The 19,561-nt window shown below is 59.0% G+C and carries 18 protein-coding genes; 14 read left to right on the forward strand and 4 right to left on the reverse strand.

From position 1 onward, the window contains the following. Positions 1–23: 23 nt before the first annotated feature. Genes MMW58_RS16255 through MMW58_RS16265 form a run of 3 tightly spaced genes read left to right on the forward strand, consistent with a single transcriptional unit; the run spans position 24 to position 4,443 of the window. Entirely contained in the window at positions 24–1,160 is a 1,137-nt protein-coding gene (locus tag MMW58_RS16255; RefSeq protein ID WP_241721631.1) for an ROK family transcriptional regulator, read from the forward strand. Between the two features lie 10 nt (positions 1,161–1,170). Beyond that, the gene (locus MMW58_RS16260) at positions 1,171–2,622 is read left to right on the forward strand and encodes a M81 family metallopeptidase (RefSeq protein WP_133597893.1); all 1,452 of its coding nucleotides are present in this window, start codon (positions 1,171–1,173) and stop codon (positions 2,620–2,622) included. 3 nt (positions 2,623–2,625) lie between these two features. Next, entirely contained in the window at positions 2,626–4,443 is a 1,818-nt protein-coding gene (locus MMW58_RS16265; RefSeq protein WP_241721632.1) for an ABC transporter ATP-binding protein, read from the forward strand. A 47-nt stretch (positions 4,444–4,490) separates the two neighbouring features. Here MMW58_RS16265 and fhuE read toward each other — a convergent pair whose 3' ends face one another. Further along, entirely contained in the window at positions 4,491–6,677 is a 2,187-nt protein-coding gene (gene fhuE / locus MMW58_RS16270) for a ferric-rhodotorulic acid/ferric-coprogen receptor FhuE (protein ID WP_241721633.1), read from the reverse strand. A gap of 434 nt (positions 6,678–7,111) precedes the next feature. On the opposite strand from fhuE, the gene MMW58_RS16275 reads away from it, so the two are divergent. From MMW58_RS16275 to MMW58_RS16285, 3 genes are all read left to right on the forward strand, one after another. Next, complete coding sequence (locus MMW58_RS16275; RefSeq protein ID WP_241721634.1) at positions 7,112–8,182, forward strand: YncE family protein; 1,071 nt, start codon at positions 7,112–7,114, stop codon at positions 8,180–8,182. Positions 8,183–8,395: 213 nt separating this feature from the next. Further along, on the forward strand, positions 8,396–9,142 hold the full coding sequence (locus MMW58_RS16280; protein WP_241721635.1) for a DeoR/GlpR family DNA-binding transcription regulator: 747 nt from the start codon (positions 8,396–8,398) through the stop codon (positions 9,140–9,142). 13 nt (positions 9,143–9,155) lie between these two features. After that, a complete protein-coding gene (locus MMW58_RS16285; RefSeq protein WP_241721636.1) occupies positions 9,156–10,238 on the forward strand; it encodes an oxidoreductase in 1,083 nt (360 codons plus the stop codon). Positions 10,239–10,290: 52 nt separating this feature from the next. Here MMW58_RS16285 and MMW58_RS16290 read toward each other — a convergent pair whose 3' ends face one another. Further along, on the reverse strand, positions 10,291–10,956 hold the full coding sequence (locus MMW58_RS16290; RefSeq protein ID WP_200851434.1) for a GntR family transcriptional regulator: 666 nt from the start codon (positions 10,954–10,956) through the stop codon (positions 10,291–10,293). 173 nt (positions 10,957–11,129) lie between these two features. On the opposite strand from MMW58_RS16290, the gene MMW58_RS16295 reads away from it, so the two are divergent. From MMW58_RS16295 to mhpA, 3 genes are read left to right on the forward strand one after another with little or no spacing between them, the layout of a single operon-like run. Next, on the forward strand, positions 11,130–11,963 hold the full coding sequence (locus MMW58_RS16295) for a fumarylacetoacetate hydrolase family protein (protein ID WP_159237373.1): 834 nt from the start codon (positions 11,130–11,132) through the stop codon (positions 11,961–11,963). Positions 11,964–12,001: 38 nt separating this feature from the next. Beyond that, on the forward strand, positions 12,002–12,907 hold the full coding sequence (locus tag MMW58_RS16300; protein WP_241721637.1) for a VOC family protein: 906 nt from the start codon (positions 12,002–12,004) through the stop codon (positions 12,905–12,907). Between the two features lie 43 nt (positions 12,908–12,950). Next, the gene (mhpA, locus tag MMW58_RS16305) at positions 12,951–14,564 is read left to right on the forward strand and encodes a bifunctional 3-(3-hydroxy-phenyl)propionate/3-hydroxycinnamic acid hydroxylase MhpA (RefSeq protein ID WP_241721638.1); all 1,614 of its coding nucleotides are present in this window, start codon (positions 12,951–12,953) and stop codon (positions 14,562–14,564) included. Here the strand turns inward: mhpA and umuC are convergent. Further along, entirely contained in the window at positions 14,537–15,799 is a 1,263-nt protein-coding gene (gene umuC, locus MMW58_RS16310; RefSeq protein ID WP_241721639.1) for a translesion error-prone DNA polymerase V subunit UmuC, read from the reverse strand. The two genes, mhpA and umuC, sit on opposite strands and share 28 nt — an antisense overlap. Then, entirely contained in the window at positions 15,783–16,220 is a 438-nt protein-coding gene (gene umuD, locus MMW58_RS16315; protein ID WP_133597873.1) for a translesion error-prone DNA polymerase V autoproteolytic subunit, read from the reverse strand. Before umuD ends, umuC begins: the two co-directional genes overlap by 17 nt. Before the next feature lie 276 nt (positions 16,221–16,496). Here umuD and MMW58_RS16320 point away from each other — a divergent pair, with 276 nt between their 5' ends. The 5 genes from MMW58_RS16320 (at position 16,497) to MMW58_RS16335 (ending at position 19,491) form a co-directional block, all read left to right on the forward strand. Then, positions 16,497–16,691 (forward strand): hypothetical protein, encoded by a 195-nt coding sequence (locus tag MMW58_RS16320; protein ID WP_133597871.1) that lies wholly within the window; start codon positions 16,497–16,499, stop codon positions 16,689–16,691. A gap of 157 nt (positions 16,692–16,848) precedes the next feature. Further along, a complete protein-coding gene (locus MMW58_RS16325) occupies positions 16,849–17,094 on the forward strand; it encodes a DinI family protein (protein WP_041145229.1) in 246 nt (81 codons plus the stop codon). Positions 17,095–17,836: 742 nt separating this feature from the next. Further along, positions 17,837–17,956 (forward strand): small membrane protein, encoded by a 120-nt coding sequence (locus MMW58_RS16330; protein ID WP_139339383.1) that lies wholly within the window; start codon positions 17,837–17,839, stop codon positions 17,954–17,956. A gap of 276 nt (positions 17,957–18,232) precedes the next feature. Continuing rightward, positions 18,233–18,328, forward strand: a complete 96-nt coding sequence (locus MMW58_RS30330; protein ID WP_353853576.1) for a YnaM/YnfT family protein — start codon at positions 18,233–18,235, stop codon at positions 18,326–18,328. A gap of 590 nt (positions 18,329–18,918) precedes the next feature. Then, on the forward strand, positions 18,919–19,491 hold the full coding sequence (locus MMW58_RS16335) for a DJ-1/PfpI family protein (protein ID WP_045855100.1): 573 nt from the start codon (positions 18,919–18,921) through the stop codon (positions 19,489–19,491). Positions 19,492–19,561 lie beyond the last annotated feature (70 nt).

A 19,561-nucleotide genomic window follows, 5' to 3' on the forward strand; every position in this document is an offset into this window, starting at 1 on the left:
AAAAAGCGAAGGATCGGGGCACTATGCTGAACAAACTCCAACAACAACTGGTTCATCTGGTCTGCAGCGAAGAGGGGGCCAGCCGGGCCGACCTCGCCCGCCTGACCGGCATGAGCAAGCCGGCCATCGGCGCGCTGGTCAAAGAGCTGCTGGCGGCAGGCGTCCTGCAGGAGAGCGCGATGGCCGCCTCCAGCGGCCAGGGGCGGCCTTCGGTTACCCTGTCACTTTCCCCTGATGCCGCCTGTGCCATCGGTATCTCCCTGATCGACCATCGGCTGGTGGTGGTGCTGATGAACGGCATCGGCGAAAAGATGGCCGAGCGCCATCTCACTCCCGAGGTCGAGATCCCGGCGCTGATCCAGCAGCTGGCGGCGGAAATTGCCGACCTGCTCAGCAGCGCGGCCGTTAACCGCCAGCGCCTGGCCGGCATCGGCTTTGCGCTCTCCGCCTTCGTTGACGCCGCCCAGTCGGTTTGCGTGCAGTCCGCGCTGCTGGGCTGGCATCAGGTTCCGCTGGCGGAGCTGCTGAGTCGCGCCACCGGCGGGATCCCGGTGGTTATCGAAAATGATACCCGCGCCCTGGCGACCTACGAGAAGACCTTTGGCCATCTGCGCAAGTACGAAAGCGCGGTCGCTATCTCCCACGGCAGCGGCATCGGCAGCGCGGCGGTGATTTACGGGCGCATCTGGCGCGGCGCCCACGGCGGCGCCGGGGAAATCGCCCACTGCACAATCGTGCCGGCGGGTAAGCCCTGCCGCTGCGGGAAGCGCGGCTGCCTCGACACCGTGGCCTCCCTGACCGCCATCTTTGAACAGGCGCGCATGGAGGGCATCGAGGCCACCAGCCTCGCCGAGCTCGAGGCGCTGGCCCGCAAAGGACACTCCGGGGCGATCCATATCCTGCACCAGGCCGGCGACGCGCTTGGGATGGCTATCTCCCATCAGATTCAGACCCACGATCCGGCGGCGATCATGCTGGCGCATCAGCCAGATAGCTTTCAGGGGCTGCTCAATACCGTGATGCAGCAGGCCATTGAAACCTATCTGCTCCCCGGCATGGCGGGGAAAACGCCGCTCATCTACCGGCCGCTCGAGCAGGACAGCTGGGCGCTTGCTGCCGCAAGCGTGGCCATTACTCACGTTTTATTTCCTGAATATTAACGAGGTCCCTATGCGCATTGCCGTTGGTGGAATACATATTGAGTGCAGCACCTTCAATCCGGTACTGACCCACGAGGACGAATTTCGCACGGTCGAAGGTGACGCGCTGCTGGCGGCGCCCTACTTTCAGTTTCTCAAGGACTATCCGGCGACCTTTCTGCCCACCCTGCACGCCCGCGCCATTCCCGGCGGCCCGGTCGCGCGTGCCGCCTATGAGAGCTTTAAGACCGAGTTTCTGACCCGCCTGCAGGCGGCGCTGCCCGTTGATGGCCTCTATCTGGCGATGCACGGCGCGATGTACGTTGAAGGGCTGGAAGATGCCGAAGGCGACTGGATCGCCGCCGCCCGGGCCTGCGTCGGCGACGCCTGCCCGATAGCCGTAAGCTACGATCTGCACGGCAACGTGACCCAGCGCATTATCGACGCCATTGATATGTACTCAACCTACCGTACCGCGCCGCATATTGACGTTGAGGAGACCATGCGCCGCTCCGTCACCATGCTGGTCAATAGCATCACCACCGGCGTACGGCCCGGGGTGGTCTGGGCGCCGGTGCCGGTGATGCTCCCCGGCGAGCGCACCAGCACCGAAGATGAGCCGGCGAAAAGCCTCTACGCCACCCTGCCGGCAAGCGATCGTCTCCCCGGCGTGCTCGATAGCTCGCTGATGGTGGGCTACGTCTGGGCCGATGAACCGCGCGCCACCGCCGCCGCCATTTTTACCGGCACCGATCTGAAGGTGCTGAAACAGCAGGCGGAGAAGCTGGCGCAGTCCTACTGGGACGCGCGCGAAGAGTTTGTCTTCGGCTGCCGCACCGGCAGCGTGGCGGAGTGCGTGAAGGAGGCCATCGCCAGCCCGACGGCGCCGGTTATTCTGGCGGACTCCGGCGATAACCCCACCGGCGGCGGCGTGGGCGATCGCGGCGACGTGCTGGCCGAGCTTCTGCGCCAGCATGCCGGCAATACCCTGGTGGCGGGCATTGCCGATGCCCCGGCGACCCAGGCCGCGTTTCGCGCCGGCGTTGGCGCAGAGCTTGAGCTGACCGTTGGCGCGCAGCTTGACCCGGCTGGCGAAAGCGTCAGCGCACTCTTTACTGTGAAGCATCTTCTGCCCGCGGGCGCGCACGGTAGCGCTAACCAGGCCGTTTTGCAGGTGGCCGGCATCACCGTGGTGGTCGCCGACCGTCGTCGCCCCTATCACGATCTCGCCGATTTTAGCGCGCTCGGCCTGGACCCGCGCCGGGTGCAGATTCTGGTGGTCAAATCGGGCTATCTGTCGCCGGAGCTGGCGCCGCTGGCTAACCCCAACCTGATGGCCCTTTCCGAAGGGGTGGTCGATCAGGATATCGAGCGCGTGCCGCGCCGGCGGATGCTCACCCCGACCTGGCCGTTCACCGGCACGCTTGAGTTCACGCCGCAGGCGTTCGTTTCCGCCAGAGCCCCTTTTGCCGGGGAGTGCTGATTGATGAATACCCCGACGCCTTCTCCGGTGCTGAGTGTAGATAATCTGTCGGTCTCGTTTCGCCGCGGCGACAGCTGGCAGAAAGTGGTGCGTAATATCAGCTTTACCCTTAATCCGGGCGAAACGCTGGCCATTGTCGGCGAATCGGGTTCGGGGAAAAGCGTCACCGCGATGGCGATTATGCGCCTGCTGTCATCGCGCAACAGCCGCACGGAGGGCAGCGTGTGCCTCGGCGGCAGGTCGCTGCTGGCGCTGCCGGAGGAGGAGATGCGCCGCATCCGCGGCGCCGAGGTGGCGATGATTTTCCAGGAGCCGATGACCAGCCTCAATCCCGCCTTTACCATCGGGCATCAAATCGCCGAAGTCTTTATTCATCACCAGGGATTATCTAAACGCGAAGCGAAGCGCCAGGCCATTGCCCTGCTGGAGAAGGTCCGAATTCCCCACGCCGCGCAGCGCTACGACGAGTATCCGCATCAGTTTTCCGGCGGCATGCGCCAGCGCGCCATGATTGCGATGGCGCTGGCCCTCAGGCCTAAGCTGCTGATTGCCGACGAGCCGACCACCGCCCTCGACGTGACGATTCAGGGGCAGATTCTCGATCTGATTAAAACGCTGCAGGCGGAAAATAATACCGCTGTGCTGTTTATTACTCACGACATGGGCGTGGTGGCGGAAACCGCGGATCATACGCTGGTGATGTTCCGCGGCGATGCGGTGGAGTGCGCGCCAACCCCGGGGCTGTTTTCCGCCCCCCGGCAGCCCTACACCCGCGCGCTGCTGGCCTCGGTGCCGGCGGCCGGTGAAATGGCGGCCGTTAGCGCCCCGTGCCGGTTCCCGTCGGTGGATTTACAAACCGGCGAAACCCGGCGCTATCCGCCCGAGGCCGCGCTGCCCGACCGCTCGCAGCCGCCGGTGCTGTCGGTAAAGAATCTGGTGACCCGCTTCCCGGTTAAGCGCGGTTTTTTCAATCAGCTGGCCGGCCATATTCACGCCGTGGAGAACGTCAGCTTCGATTTGTGGCCGGGAGAGACGCTCTCGCTGGTGGGCGAATCGGGCTGCGGAAAATCAACCACCGGGCGCAGCCTGATCCGCATGATTCAGGCGCAGTCCGGCGACGTGACGCTCAATGGCTACAGCGTCCTGCAGGCCGACCGGGCGCAGCAAAAGCGCCTGCGTCAGGATATGCAGATGATTTTCCAGGATCCCTTTGCCAGCCTCAACCCGCGGCTAAAGATCCAGGAAACGCTGATTGAGCCGCTGCTGGAAAACGGACTAGCCACGCGCCAGCAGGCGCTCGCGCGCTCGCAGGAGCTGATTGAAAAGGTTGGGATGAGCGTGTCGGTGCTGAACCGCTATCCGCACGAGTTCTCCGGCGGCCAGCGTCAGCGTATCTGCATCGCCCGGGCGCTGGCGATGAACCCGAAGGTGATTATTGCCGATGAGTCGGTGTCGGCGCTGGACGTGTCGGTGAAGGCGCAGGTGGTCAACTTAATCATCGAACTGCAGCGCACCATGCAGATCGCCTTTCTGTTTATTTCGCACGACATGGCGGTTATCGAGCGCATCAGCCACCGGGTGGCGGTGATGTATCTCGGCGAAATCGTTGAAATTGGTCCGCGTCAGGCGATTTTCACCCACCCTCAGCACCCGTATACGCAAAAGCTGATCGCGGCAATTCCGAAGACCGATCCCGCGCGCCGCCATCTGCTGCGCGAAGGCAGTAACGACGAGCTGCCGACGCCGTTTCGCGATAAGGCCTGGCAGCCCCCCGCCCGCACCTATGAACAGGTTGGCCCCCAGCACTGGGTAATGCGCTAGCCTCCCTGCCCGCAGGCCCTCTTGCGAGGCGCCTGCGGGAGCGGTAATCAGAACCTGTAGTTCATGCTCAGCGAAACGCTGCGCGGCTCCCCGTACACCGCGGAATCATCGAGGTAGGAGTAATATTCACGATCGAAGAGGTTGTTGATATTGGCCTGCACGCTAAGCTGTTTCGTCAGCTGATACTGCGTGAACAGGCTCACCAGCGGGTAGCTGCCCTGATACAGGCGCTGCGTTTCGCCGTCCGGCCCGCTGACGTCTTTGTAGACCCGATTCTGCCAGGTTGCCCCGCCGCCGACGGTTAGCTCGGGCAGCGCCGGGATACGATAGCGCGTGAAGAGCTTGAGCTGGGTTTGCGGCGCAAAGCTGTTATAGCGGCCGCTGCTGTCGGTGGCGACGTAGCGCGTGGCGCTGAAGGTCAGCTGCATGTTGTCGCTGACCGCGCCGTTAACCTCCAGCTCCGCCCCTTTGCTGACCGCGCCCTTCGCCGCGCGGTAGGCCTGCTCGCTGGAGCCGTTAACAAACTCGCCGCTTACCGCCTCGGGCGCATTCTCCTGCTCAATGCGGAAGATGGCGAAGCTGGTGGTCAGCCGGCTATCCAGCCAGTCGGCCTTCAGCCCGGATTCGTAGTTCTTCCCGGTTATCGGCGCCAGCCATCCGCCGTCCGCCGAACGCTTGGTCTGTGGGGAGAAGATTGAGGTATAGCTGGCGTATGCCGACAGGCTCTCGGTGATGTCGTACACCACGCCGCCGTACGGCGTGACGTTGTATTTACGCATATCGCCGCTGCTGCCGTTGGCGCTGTACTGGGTGTAGCGCGCGCCGAGGATCAGCGATAGCGGATCGGCGAGCGAGAACCGGGCGGCGGTATAGGCCGATTTCTGCCGCACGATATCATCCGCATTCAGATACCAGTCGCCCCACTCCGGCTGCGCCACGCTGCCGTTCCAGCCGTTATTAAAGACGCCGATCTGCTCGCTATCCATCGGCCCGTCCTGGCTAAAGCTGGCGTTATGCTGGCGGCTGTAGCCGGCGCCGGCCATCAGCTGATGCTGGCGCCCCAGCAGCTCAAACGGCCCGCTGGCGTAGGCGTCGAAGGAGTCGAGGGTTCGCTTACCGCGATCCTTGCTTCCCCAGCCGCTGGCCCCTTCGCCGGTATCGGCATCGGGATTCCCCATCACATACAGCAGCGTGTCGTTCAGCGTCTGCTCGCCGTGGGTGCCGTTGAAGCGGAATGACCAGCCGTTATCCCACTCCTGCGTCAGGCTGGCAAATACCTTGCGGGATTCAATCGCGTAGCGCGTCCAGTCCGCCGCGGTGTTGGTGCTGCGGTCGTAGTGGGTCCGCGAACCGTCGCTATACAGGCTGGGGAGCCCGCCCCACGTCGGATTGCCGGTATTCGACTTCTGATAGTCCCAGCCCAGCGATACGTGGGTGCTATCCGTCAGGTCGGCATCCACGACGCCGTAGAGAAACTTTTTGCTCTTATGGTAGCGATCCAGCCAGCTATCCTGATCCTGATAGCCGGCAATCACCCGCCCACGCACGCTGCCGTCGGCATTGAGCGGAGCCGACAGGTCGCCCACGTAGCGCTGCTTATTCCAGCTGCCGTAGCTGGCGCTCACGTTCCCGGTCAGGGTTTTGCTGTCCGCCTTTTTACGCACCATATTCACCGTGGCGCCGGGGTCGCCCGCGCCGGTCATCAGGCCGGTGGCGCCGCGAACCACTTCGATGCGATCGTAAATAGCGGTATCTTCCTGCGCATCGCCGTAGTTCCAGGCATCGCCAAGCGAGGTGGGGATATCGTCGTAGGCGAAGCTGGTGACTTCAAACCCTCGCGAATAGTAATACGAACGCTCGCTGTCGATCTGCTGCGAGGAGACGCCGGTCGCGTTGGTCAGCACATCGTCGATGGTCTGCAGATTTTGATCCTTCATGCGCTGCTGGGTCACAATCGTGACCGACTGCGGCACATCGCGGGGAGCCAGCAGCATCTTCGTCCCCGCACGGGTGGTTTTGGCCGCGTAGTCCTGCTGCTCCTCGGGCGCATTTCCCGCGCTGCCGTAGACCACCATATCCTGCTGCGTCCCGGCCGCCGCGTCTTCATCCTTCTCCGCCGCCTGCGCGGGGTGGGCAAAGGCCTGGATCGCCAGCGCCAGCAGTGAAACGGTAAATGGTTTAGATAAACGCTGTGCCGGCAGCCTGCCGCCCGTGCCCCTGTCGTTGAAAAACATAAATTTTCCCATCAGGAATTATTATTGTGAGTGGCGTTATCTCGCCCACCGCCGCGCTGAAAAACTGCGCTTTGCCATCAGGTTGATGACGGCATACGGCGCGAGAAAACAATAAATGAGAATGGGAATAATAATTATTTGCCTTATTTATCGCAGGCTATTTTGTCAGTTAAATGTAAGCAAGTATATACTTTTTGTAAATCAACAACCTGGCACCATCGCGAAGCGGATCTGCCGCCGGGCTGTGCAGAAACGAACGCGAAAATAGCCGCGTCGTCGGCGATCCTCGTGCCGGTTCGGGCGCTCAGGGCCGCGCCTGAGGCCGGGATGATTTGCGCCCGCAGCATAAATGATTATGATTCTCATTCTTGTTTTTTTACGTTTCCGCTGCGGTTTGCCCGGCGGGAGTGCTTTATCCAATGATGGGGTTCAGAATGAAATCGTTGTTTGGCCCGCGTAAATCAGCGCTGTGCGCTGCGCTTCTCTCCACGTTAACCCTGACGGCATGGCAGGCTTCTGCCGAGGCCTCGCCGCCCGCCAAAGCGCCGGCGTCGTTAAGCCAGCGGACGCTGGGGGATGGTTTGTACGAGATGGCCTATTTACCGGCGCAGAGCGCGCTCGTTGTCGCCAGCGCCCAGGGATTGAAAGCGGTTAACGGCGGCATGATCTACCGTCTGGATCCCACCACGCTGGCCACCCGGACGGAAACCCATACCGATTTGAAGAACTTCGGCATGGCGGTCGCGGATGACGGCAAGGCGTTCTACACCACCAACTCGCTGGACGGCGGGGTATCCAAAGTGGATGCGCAAAGCGGTAAGGTGCTACAGCGCCTGATGTTCGTCGGTCAGGATAAGGACGGCGACCCTATCGGCGCCCGTGAAGTGCTGTTCCACAATAACCAGCTGTTTATTGGCCGCGTGGCCGATCCGGGTTTTATCTCCATCGTGGATGCGCAAACCATGACCCTCAAGGGGCGCATTGATAACGCCGGGAAGTGGGTGACGGGGCTTATCTACTCCCCGCACACCGATCGCATTTATGCGGCAAACGGCGGCGGTGAAATTCTGGTGATTAACCCGGCCAGCCACAAAATTGAGCAGCGCTGGACGCCGGGCGACGGCAAAGAGTACCTGTTCCTCAATCTGGCGGAAGATCCGGCCACCGGGCGCCTGTTTGTCACCGATGATTCTAAGGCCAAAGCGACGCTGGTCTTTGATGAGCGTACGGGTAAGGTGATCAAGCGTATCGACGGCGATGCGCTGGGTATTAAGTTCAGCGCGAAGCGCAACGAGATTTATATCAGCCAGCGCGAATCGAAGAAGGTGCTCCAGCTGGATGCCACCACCTATGCGCTGAAGAACGCCTGGTCGTTCGCCAGCCATCCGAACAGCCTGCTGCTCTCCCCTGACCAGGAGACCCTGTACGTCAGCATCAAGCAGGAGTTCAACGAGGATAACTCCACTAAGGGCCCGGACAGCGTCGCCCGCATTAAGCTCAACTGAGTTTTCGCCGCGCCGCGCGCGACCCGGGCCTGGTAAAGAAACGCCGGGCCTTCGCCGCAATCAGCGCCCCGAAGCCCGAAAAACAACACCGGCCGCCAGGGATGGCGGCGCCTCCCCTCTTCACGCTTCATCGCTTTAGCCGGCGCGGGATTTCTTTTGCCGCAAAATGCTGTATTATGCGATTTATTGCAGCAATTTGCAGGATTGAAAGCCGTGCACAAAACCGCCAGACAAAAATACCTCCTGGATATCATTAGCGAAAATGGCCAGGTCAGCATCAGCGAGCTGGTCGACAGGCTGCAGGTTTCCGCGGACACCGTTCGCCGCGACCTGACCGACCTGCAAAAGCAGGGGCTGGCGCAAAAAAATCACGGCGGCGCTATCGCCCTCGACCTGTCGGCGATGAACCGCCAGGGCAGAAACGCCCTGCTGCCGAAGACCAAACAGCGGCTGGGCAAAATGGTGGCGGAGAAAATCCCCGCCGGCTCGACGATCTTTTTAGACGCCGGCAGCACCGTGCTGGCCGTCGCCAGCCACATCAAGGGGCCGATGACCGTCATCACCACCTCTTTAGACATCGCCCAGCACTTCAGCGACCGGGCGGATATTCAGCTGATCCTGCTCGGCGGCAGGTGGGATATGCAGCAGCGCCTGTTTGCCGGCAGCGCCACCCTCGCGCTGCTCGCGCGCTATCGGGCTGATATCGCCATTCTCGGCGCCTGCGCGCTGCATGCGCAGCTGGGCTTAAGCGCCAGCCAGGAGGCCGACGCCGAGATCAAGCGCGCCATGCTGGCGGCCAGTGCCGAGCGCTGGCTGGTTGCCGACCATATGAAGCTGAACCACTGCGAGCCTTATCAGGTCGCCGGATTAGCAGAAATACATCAGCTATTTTTAGATACGGCCTGGGAAGACGCCGGGGACGACATTTCAACGCGCATCAACATTGCTGACGCTCAATAACGTGGAGAGAATAATGAACAAAGTTATCGCCGGTGACGGTAAGAACATTAATATTGCGCTGATCGGTTATGGATTCGTGGGCAAAACCTTCCATGCCCCGCTGATCCGCTCGATTGACGGCCTGAAGCTGGCCGTCGTCGCTTCTCGCGATGAAGAAAAGGTTAAGCGTGATATTCCCGATGTTACCGTCATCGCCTCACCCGAAGAGGCGATTCAGCACCCGGATATCGATCTTGTGGTGATCGCTTCCCCTAACGCCACGCACGCCCCACTCGCTAAGCTGGCGCTGAACGCCGGTAAGCACGTGGTCGTCGATAAACCTTTTACCCTCGATATGCAGGAAGCTCGCGAACTTATCGCCCTGGCGCAGGAGAAGCAGCTGCTGCTCTCGGTGTTCCACAACCGCCGCTGGGACAGCGACTTCCTCGGGATCAAGCAGGTTATTGAGCAGGGGCTTATTGGCAACGTGAAGCACTTTGAGTCGCATTTCGACCGCTTCCGCCCGGAAGTTCGCGTGCGCTGGAGAGAGCAGAACGTGCCGGGCAGCGGCCTGTGGTTTGATTTAGGCCCGCACCTGATCGATCAGGCCCTGCAGCTGTTCGGACTGCCGCAGTCGGTGCAGGGCAACATCGCCACCCTGCGTCAGGGCGCGGAGATCAATGACTGGGCGCACGTGGTCTTAAATTACCCTCAGCATAAGGTCATTCTGCACTGCAGCATGCTGGTCGCAGGCGGCAGCGCGCGCTTTACCGTTCACGGTGACCAGGGCAGCGCGGTCAAACAGAAAGCCGACCAGCAGGAGAGCCAGCTGCTGGCGGGCGTCATTCCCGGCAGCGCAGGCTGGGGCCAGGATGACGATAGCCTGAGCATTTTCGACGCGCAATCGCAGGTTCAGGAAGTGGGTGCGCCGCAGGGCGATCAGCGTCAGTACTACATCAGCGTGCGCGATGCGCTCACCGGCAAGATTGAAAACCCGGTGCAGCCGCTGCAGGCGCTCGCCGTGATGGCCGTGCTGGAGGCCGCCGTTCTCTCCGCAGAAACCGGCACGCTGCAGACGTTAGCGCTCACCGCCGACGAGCTGGCCGCGCTGAGGTAATCCTCGTATAAACATGGCCTGCGGCTACGCAGGTCATGCCCTTCCCCCGGCTTCAGCCCAGGGCTTCGTTTTCCAGCACGATCTCCATCGTTTTCAAATAATGCGCGGTAAGCAGCGACGTCGCCAGCGCGATATTGCGATCCAGCGCGGCCTGCAGCAGCTGGCGATGCTCCAGCGCCACGTCGCGCCCCTGGCTGACCGGCGACTCCACCGCCAGCGCGCGGTAGCGCAGCGTCTGATCGCAGAGGGTATCGACAAAGTGCAGCAGCCACGGCGAGCCGCAGTTGGCGAGCAGCGCCGAGTGAAATGCCTCGTGCGCCTCTTCCCACGCCGGGTCCAGCTGCTGGCTTTGCGGATCGCGCATGTCGTGGCGTTCCATACGATGATGGGCGGCAATCAGCCGGCTTTCCCAGTCGATGTCGGCATTAAGGATCGAGAGTTCCAGGGCTTTACACTCAATGTGCAGGCGAGTCAGGGTGATATCGCGCAGCTCCGGGGCCGAAACGCGGCGCACGCTAAAACCTTTCTGATCGACAGCCGCAACAAACCCGGTGGTCGCCAGGCGCGACAGCGCTTCACGCAGCGGAATAACCCCGGCGTCATAGTGCTCGGATAGCGCCTTCAGGCGCATTTTGCTCCCGGGCTTCAGCTTGCCGTTGATGATATCCCGCCGCACCCGCTCTTCCAGCCGTGACGCCATCGTACGTTTTTCATTCATCTCATCGACTCGCTATAGGGATACGGCAGCCCGCAGGCCGCGCTGAATGGCAAAATTATATACAGATCACACAATAGAACTTAATCCTTAAAAATATATATTTTTTATTGATCATATATTTTATTGCCATTAGCCTGCAACTAACTACTCACAACCACTACAGGAAATGACCTATGCGTTACGTGTATTTTACTCATCGGCAGCGGGCGACTCTCGGCGTGCGCACCGCGGAAGGCGTCAAAATCTTGGGTGAAGAACCGCTGGAATCCCTGCTCGGCCGCGGCGTAGACCTGAGCAAGTACGGCAAAGAGGCGCAGGGCGAAACCGTCGTGCCGGAGGAAGATAGCTACCTGCCGGTACTGACCCGCCCGGGGAAAATTATCTGCGTGGGCCTGAACTACGCAGACCACACCAGCGAATCGCCCTACGCTCAGCCGGATTACCCGACGGTCTTCCCGCGCTTTAACAGCAGCCTGCTGGCGCATAACCAGCCTATCGTCCTGCCCCGGCTTTCCGACACCCTCGATTATGAGGGCGAACTGGCGGTGATCCTCAAAAGCGGTGGGCGTTATATCAGCCCTCAGCACGCGCTGGAGTGCGTCGCCGGCTACGCGCTGTTTAACGACGCTTCCGTGCGGGAGTATCAGTTTCTGACTCCGCAGTGGACGGTCGGCAAAAACTTTGACGATACCGGCGCCTTCGGCCCCGATTTAGTCACCGCCGATGAACTCCCTCCCGGCGCCCGCGGTCTGCTGCTGGAAACGCGGGTAAACGGCCGGGTAGTACAGTCGGCCAACACCAGCGACATGCTGTTTGACGTCGCGACGCTTATCGCCACGCTGAGCCAGGCCATCACCCTCGAGGCTGGGGATGTGATTGTTACCGGCACGCCGGCAGGCGTCGGTTTCGGGATGAATCCAAAGCGCTATCTGCAGGCGGGCGATGTTGTCGAGGTGAGCGTGGAGCAGGTCGGCACGCTGCGCAATCCCGTGGTTTTAGAAAAATAACCTAACGTTACCCGACGTACCCTACATAACCGGGAGGAATGATGACGGAACTACGTGGTGTTCACTCCATCGATCACTTTGCGCTGTTTGTCCCTTCATTAGAGGAAGCCGCGTTTTTTTATAACCATTTTGGCCTGACGACCCGCAGCACGGCGGAGGGCCTGCAGCTGGCCGCCGCCGACGGGCATACCTGGGCCAAAATTTTACCGGCCGAACGCAAGTCGCTGGCCTACATCAGCTTCTTATGCTTCGAGCAGGATTATGACGCCCTGATCCGCCAGGTGCGCGCGAGCGGCGGCGAACCCGAGTTTGTTGACGATACCGGCTTCTGGTTCAGCGATCCCGACGGCAACCTGTTGAACGTCAGGCCCGGCAAAAAGACGATCCCGGATACCCGCCGGGTGGTGCCTTTCCAGTCGAAGTCAGCCGATACGCGCGGCACGGTCACCCGCGATGCGGTCAAAAAAATCAGGCCGCACCGGCTGTCCCACGTGCTGCTTTTCTCACCGGACGTGCCGCGCGCTATTCGCTTTTATCAGCAGGCGCTGGGGCTGAATTTGTCTGATTTTTCGCAGGATATTATCGCCTTTATGCACGCCCGCCACGGCTGCGATCACCATCTGGTGGCGTTCGCCAAAAGCTCGAGCAAAGGCTTTCATCATGCGGCCTGGGAAGTTGACAGCATTGATGATGTCGGCAACGGCGCATCCCAGATGGCCGCCGCCGGCTATAAGGCCGGCTGGGGAACAGGTCGGCACTGCCTCGGCTCAAACTATTTCCACTACGTCCGCGATCCGTGGGGATCGTTTTTTGAGTACTCGGCGGATATTGATTTTATCAGCGCCAACGCCAGCTGGCCGGCGGGCGATTTTCCGCCGGAGAACTCGCTCTACCTATGGGGCCCTGATGTCCCGCCCGACTTTATCCATAACAGCGAAGCGTAAATCCGCCATCAGGCGGCTCCCGTCACGAATACAGGCAAACGTTATGAATAACACTATGTACGATATTGCGATCGTCGGCTACGGGCCGGTCGGTCAACTGTTATCGCTCATTATGGGACGGCAGGGTTATCAGGTGGCGGTTTTTGAACGCTGGGAGACGCTCTACCCTCTGCCGCGCGCCGTTTTCCACGATCACGAGATCCGTCGAATGCTGCGCATGCTGAGTCTTGAAGAGGACGTGGCGGCCATTTCCCATCCCTCTTCTCTTTATCAGTGGTTCAACGCCCGCTGGGAAATGTTAGTGGAAGTTGACTGGGCGTCAGAATCGATCAGCGACGGGCCCTTTGGCTATTTTTTCAATCAGCCGGAGCTGGAGGCCATTTTTGATAAGCACGTGAAGACGTTAGGCAACGTGCACGTGCAGCATGGCTGGGAAGTGAAGCAGTTAAAGCAGCATCCCGAATCCGGCGAGCTGCTGATGGTACGCACCGCGGATCGCGATAACCCGGACGCGGCATGCCAGCGAGTGCAGGCCCGCTATATTATCGGCGCCGATGGGGCGAACAGCACCATCCGTCAGGCCTGCGGCATTGAATGGCTTGATTTAGGTTTTGCCGAAGACTGGCTGGTGGTTGACGTCAAGCCGCGCCCGGGCGTGACGCTCGACGTCCCGGAAGCTGCCCAGTGGTGCAATCCGCAGCGGCCGACGACCATGGTGCCGGGAGGCCCCGGCTGCCGCCGCTGGGAGTTTATGCGCCTGCCGCACGAGGCGCTGCACGAGCTGCAGTCAACGGACAAGGTCTGGCAGCTGCTGCAGCCGTGGGCCACGCCGGAGAACGTGGATCTGGTGCGCCACGCGGTGTATCAGTTCCGTTCACGTATTGCCGACACGTGGCGGCAGGGCCGGGTCCTGCTGGCCGGCGACGCCGCCCACCTGATGCCGCCGTTTATGGGCCAGGGTATGTGCTCCGGCCTGCGCGACGTCTGGAATTTAAGCTGGCGCCTCGATCGCGTACTGCGGGGTGCCAGTTCCGATGAGCTGCTGGATGATTATACGATCGAGCGCAGGCCGCAGATCCAGGCGGTGATCGAGGCCTCTATCGCGATGGGGCGCGTAGTCTGCGTTTCAGACGCGGAGCAGGCAGAGACCCGCGACAGGGCCTATCTTCGCGGGGATGTTCCTCCTCTCCCGCCTTTCCCGGGGCTAAAAGGAGGGCTGATTTACCTGCAGCCACACTCCTCTTCTTTACTCAGCGGCGAGCTTTTTGTCCACGGCTCGCTGCGGCGCGGAGGCCAGACTCAGCACTTCGATGATGCGATGGGGCGAGGGTTTCATTTGATTCTCAGCGAAGCCGTGGCAACGCGCACCCTGCTCGATTTCGCCCGCCGCGCGATGGCGCAGATCGGCGGCGAGGTGATAGTGATTGCCGATAGCGCAAATTCTCCCGGGTACTGGGAGGATGTCTCCGGTAAATACCGGGAGTTTATGTGCCGTCATCAGGTTAACGCCGTATTAATGCGCCCGGACTTCTATATTTACGGCGCCGTGTCATCTGCGGAAAATATTGCCGGGCTGCTCAGCGCGCTGCAGCAGCAGCTCGTTGGTAGCGAAGTGAATGCCCGGGCGGCCTATTTGACGACAGGCAAATCGGCGTAGCGGGTCGTATAGCCGGGCGATAGCATCTCACGCTTCATCGCCCAGCTTTTTTGAATGCCCTGCCCGGCAAACCACACGCTGCCGCGCCCCGAGCGATTCAGGCTATCCACCACCTGCATCAGCGCGGCGCTGTTCGCCTGCGGCTGATATTCATCGAACAGGTTGAGCTGCGCCACGCCCTGGCTAAAGAAATCACCCAGCATGATACCGGCTTTCATATAGCGAAAGCCGTCCTTCCACACTCTGTCCAGCGCGTGGATAGCGACGCGAATAATGTCCCGGGTATCGTCGGAGGGCGTTGTCAGCCGACCGCTGGCCTGGGGAGCGTAGAAGGCTTCATTTTCGGCGTGCGGGCTGGTCCGCATAAAGACGCTAATCGCGCGGCAGTACTGCTTCTCTATCCTGAGCTTTTCCGCCGCGCGTTCAGCATAGGCGCAAACCGCCTGATGCATATCGCTATATTGGGTAATACGGTGGCCAAACGAACGGCTACAGATAATCTGCTGTTTGGTCGGCGCAAACTCATCCGTCAGCAGGCAGGATTCCCCCCGCAGCTCACGCACCGTACGCTCCAGCACGACGTTAAAGTGTTTACGCATCACCCAGGTAGAACTGTCGGCAAGCTGCAGCGCGTTTTCGATGCCCATCAGCTCCAGCTTTTTTGCGATCCGACGGCCCACGCCCCAAACTTCATGCACCGGCACCAGAGCGAGCAGCTTACGCTGGCGATCGCGATTCGATAATTCGACCACGCCGCCGGTTTTGCTCCACGTTTTAGCCGCGAAATTCGCCAGTTTAGCGAGCGTTTTAGTCGGCGCGATGCCAACCCCAACCGTGAGTCCGGTATGCTTCAGGACCCGAGCGCGCATTTGCTGGCCGAAGGTCTCAAGCGGCATATAGCTGGAGATACCGGCTAAATTAACGAAGGCCTCATCGATGGAGTAGATTTCAATCGCCGGCGCCATCTCCGTTAGCGTCATCATCACCCGGTGGCTGAGATCGGCATAAAGCGCGTAGTTCGAGCTAAAAACCGCCACCTGCAAACGCTGCAGATCGTCTTTAATTTTGAAATAAGGCGCCGCCATGGGGATACCCAGCGCCTTTGCCTGCACCGAGCGTGAAATAATACAGCCATCATTATTTGACACCACCACCACCGCTTTTCCCTGCAGGTCTGGCCGGAAAACGGTTTCGCAGGAGGCGTAGAAGCTGTTGACATCAACAAGCGCGAACATGTCGGTGTGATTTTAAGCTGAAGGTGACCACGCCGAATATTTGTAGCTCCTCTCCCGGCTGGCAGACCACGGGGGAATAGCTGAGGTTACGCGGTATGAGCTGAAGGACAGGCCGGGTTTGCAGCTCTTTGACGGTAAACTCGCCGGCTACGGCAGCAATCACAATATCGCCATGTTCCGCGGTCAGCGAGCGATCGACCACCAGCAGGTCGCCATCATCAATCCCGGCCCCCGTCATTGAATCACCGCTCACCCTGACAAAGTAGGTCGCGTTTGGGTGCCTGATGGCCAGCTTATTCAAATCAAGGGTATCTTCGACATAGTCCTGGGCCGGGCTGGGAAATCCGCAGGGAACAAGATCGCGAAACAGCGGCACCAAAAACCGTGGCGACAGCTCAACCGGCTTGTAGAACGTCAACATAAACTCACCTGGAATAATTACTGTGTTTATATACAGTATTGATAAATCATCCGGGTTAATCAAGCCGCTTATGCTCCGTTATCGCGAAGGCCTTGAAGTTCGGCAATATTTAGACGGATGCTGCGGCTCGCCGCGCCCGGCGGCGCTAAAAATAACGCGTCTCTGGCAATCTCACGCGATTCGTAGCAGGATAGATGCTGCAAGCAGCGCGTTATGGTGAGGTACCATAACCCCAAACTATGGCGATTCGTCCGACATACTGAACGGGAGATTCTTATGTACTACACGTTAGGAGATACCACCCTCCACTTTTATCGCTATCAGTGCCGTTTCTACGTTGCCCACTGGGATGGCGGCAACGTAATGACCGACAAGTTCAGGCAGTTCATCGAGCTGATTACTGAAAAAACGGGCATTGACGCGAAGAACGTCGAGGCGGCTGCGCGAGACTATTTTAACAACGTCGACTAACGGTCGTTCAGTCGCTGAATACCCGACCACCGCTTATTACGTACATGCCCTGTGCTGGCCGGCTGGCGAGGCGGAAAACGCACGCTGTTCTTCCTCTCGCCTTGACACTGTACAAAAAAACAGTATAACTACTGCCTACCGTTACAGGAGCCAAAGCATGTTTGTAGAACTGGTTTATGACAAAAGAAATTTTGAAGGGTTAGCCGGGGCCAGAGAGACCATTATGGCTGAACTCACCAAACGTATTCACCGCATTTTTCCTGAGGCCGACGTTCGCGTTAAGCCGATGATGACGCTGCCCGCAATCAATACGGATGCCAGCAAGCATGAAAAGGAGCAGATCAGCCGCGCCGTTCAGGAGATGTTTGAAGAAGCGGATATGTGGATGACCGCAGACGAATAAGCCAGGCCGCCGCGTTGATATCAACAGCGTTTTTTCAGGGGCCGGCGTTAGCATTACCCAATACGGTTCCCTGGATAGCAATTTGCCCTGCAAATATTTTCCCCGGCCACCGGCGCTGCCCGCCGGCCGTTTAAATATGGTCTCCTGTTCACCAGACTTAAATTTATCCGCGGCCAGGGAAACAAGCTGCACCATCAACACCAGACACCAACTGCCCCCCTGAATATTACGTAATTTTATATTCACAACCTTAATAAAACGAAACCCACTGCAGACTATCCTGAGCATCGCGGCTGAGGAATGACTCCCGTCGTGTCCATAGCCATTTTTTATAGGCTGGTTTGCCGCAAAAGATTCAGGCAACGGCCGGCAGGTAGCGCAGGCGTTACCGCCTGCGGCCCTTTTTCCCTCCGCTGCGCTTTTCATCCGAGGGGCACCAATGTTTCTAAATTGTTTCAGTCAGTTAGTTCATGAAAACGGCACGGATAATGCTCTCTTTTGGCGCGAACGGCCCAAATTACCCCCAGCATCTTTAAGCAAAATAGCGGCGATTAATTGAAATATTATGCTACACCGCCGCGTACCCATCGATATGAAAACCCAGAATCCATTCACAAACATCATTAAAAAAGCTTTTTTGATAACTATGAAAAATATTTCATTAGGATTTTTCTTAAGGCGAGAGTAAATTTCTTCGCATAAAAGCAAGAATATCCATAAATTTCTCGGGGAATAAATGCGTATGGCGAATTTACTCTTTTTAGCACTGGCGGTCGCACTGCTCCTGGTCGCTGTTTTTTCTCTTATTTCGTATATAAGAGATCGCAAGAAACAAAAGTTTACCTTCAAGAAAAGACGCTAGCGGCAACAACGTTAGGGGGACGAGCACGCGTTGAGTCCCTTTAACCTACGCAGCCGGGCGAGCGCAGGGACCGTTCTTAACGGTATCTATTTGAAATAGCTTAAATAGCCAGAATTACTGAGCTGTACCCAGGCTTGGGGAAGCGAGAAATATATTATTGCATCACGTCAGGCCATCGCATCCCGAACGGGTTCTGTTTATTTGCGGAACTATTGCTCAGGTACGCAGTCTGATTACCGTCTGTATTAAACTATCGAGACTGCTGTGACCACACTTATGATTGTTGTAACAACGCTTGCCGTGCTTAGTCTGTTCGTATTGAGTCTGGCAAAAGTTGGAATCGCTGTATCCAATAACCCCGACGAGTTCTGATTGCTCTTCGGGTCATCGTCAAATCTCCGGACTCCCTGTCGCTGATCCTACATACCGCACGTCAGCGATTATCGTTTTTCCGTAGCGCCGCCCTCTTCTTTGCAGAACCCTCTCCTTTGCAGAAGCGCTTTACCGCCGCGGGTGCCCGACTCTCTCTTCCGCTGCCGTAACCTCTCCCCGAGCCGTCACCCGGAGGCGCTGACGCGCTGGCCGAGGAGACGGCCGACATACCTACTTCTTCTTCCGCTTACGCCGATACTTACGCTTAAATTTAATATCGATGGCAAAAATAACCACGATAACACCGACAAGCCATAACAGGGTGGCACCAGTTTCAGCAACGTTCACAACGTCCCTTTTATCTATCACTCAATGTTATGGGTAACATTAAGAACCATATAAAACCAGTAAGCAATCGTTTTCGTTACAATTGCATGGCGAATAAATGACGAAATGTCGCATCCGCAAGCAACAGGTCAGAAATCAGCCGTCGCCGGATGGAATGAAGCTCCCAGGACGGAGATTGACGGTTCGCATTCCCTCTTCCACCAGGCTATATCTTAGACACCTTTATGCGTACAGGAGTGATGATGGTGAGCAAGAAGATTCTGATGCTGGTGGGCGACTACGCCGAAGATTATGAAACGATGGTGCCGTTTCAGGCATTGCAGATGATTGGTCATCAGGTTGACGCGGTGTGCCCCGATAAAACCAAAGGTGACTACATCATGACGGCGATCCACGATTTTGACGGTGCCCAGACCTATAGCGAAAAACCCGGCCACCGCTTTGTTCTTAACGCCGACTTTTCCGCAGCGAAAGAACAAGATTACGACGCGCTGCTGATCCCCGGCGGACGAGCGCCTGAATATCTGCGCCTGAATGAGGAGGTGCTCAAGCTGGTGCAGGCGTTTGACCGCGCGGGCAAGCCGATTGCCGCCGTTTGCCACGGCCCGCAGCTGCTGGCCGCGGCCGGCGTGCTAAAAGGACGTACCTGCAGCGCCTATCCGGCCTGTGCTCCGGAAGTTCGGCTCAGCGGCGGACACTATGCCGACATCGGTATCGATCAGGCGCACGTTGACGGCAACCTGGTCACCGCTCCCGCCTGGCCCGCGCACCCGCAGTGGCTGGCGAAATTTGCCGAAGTGCTGCAGCAGCAATAGGTTGAACCGACACGTCAAAGCGGGCGAAGGCCGCTGGCAGGCGGTAATGGCGTGGAGAACCGCGCCATTA

The organism is Klebsiella sp. HC6 (genome assembly GCF_022605325.1).
Taxonomy (GTDB): domain Bacteria; phylum Pseudomonadota; class Gammaproteobacteria; order Enterobacterales; family Enterobacteriaceae; genus Klebsiella; species Klebsiella terrigena.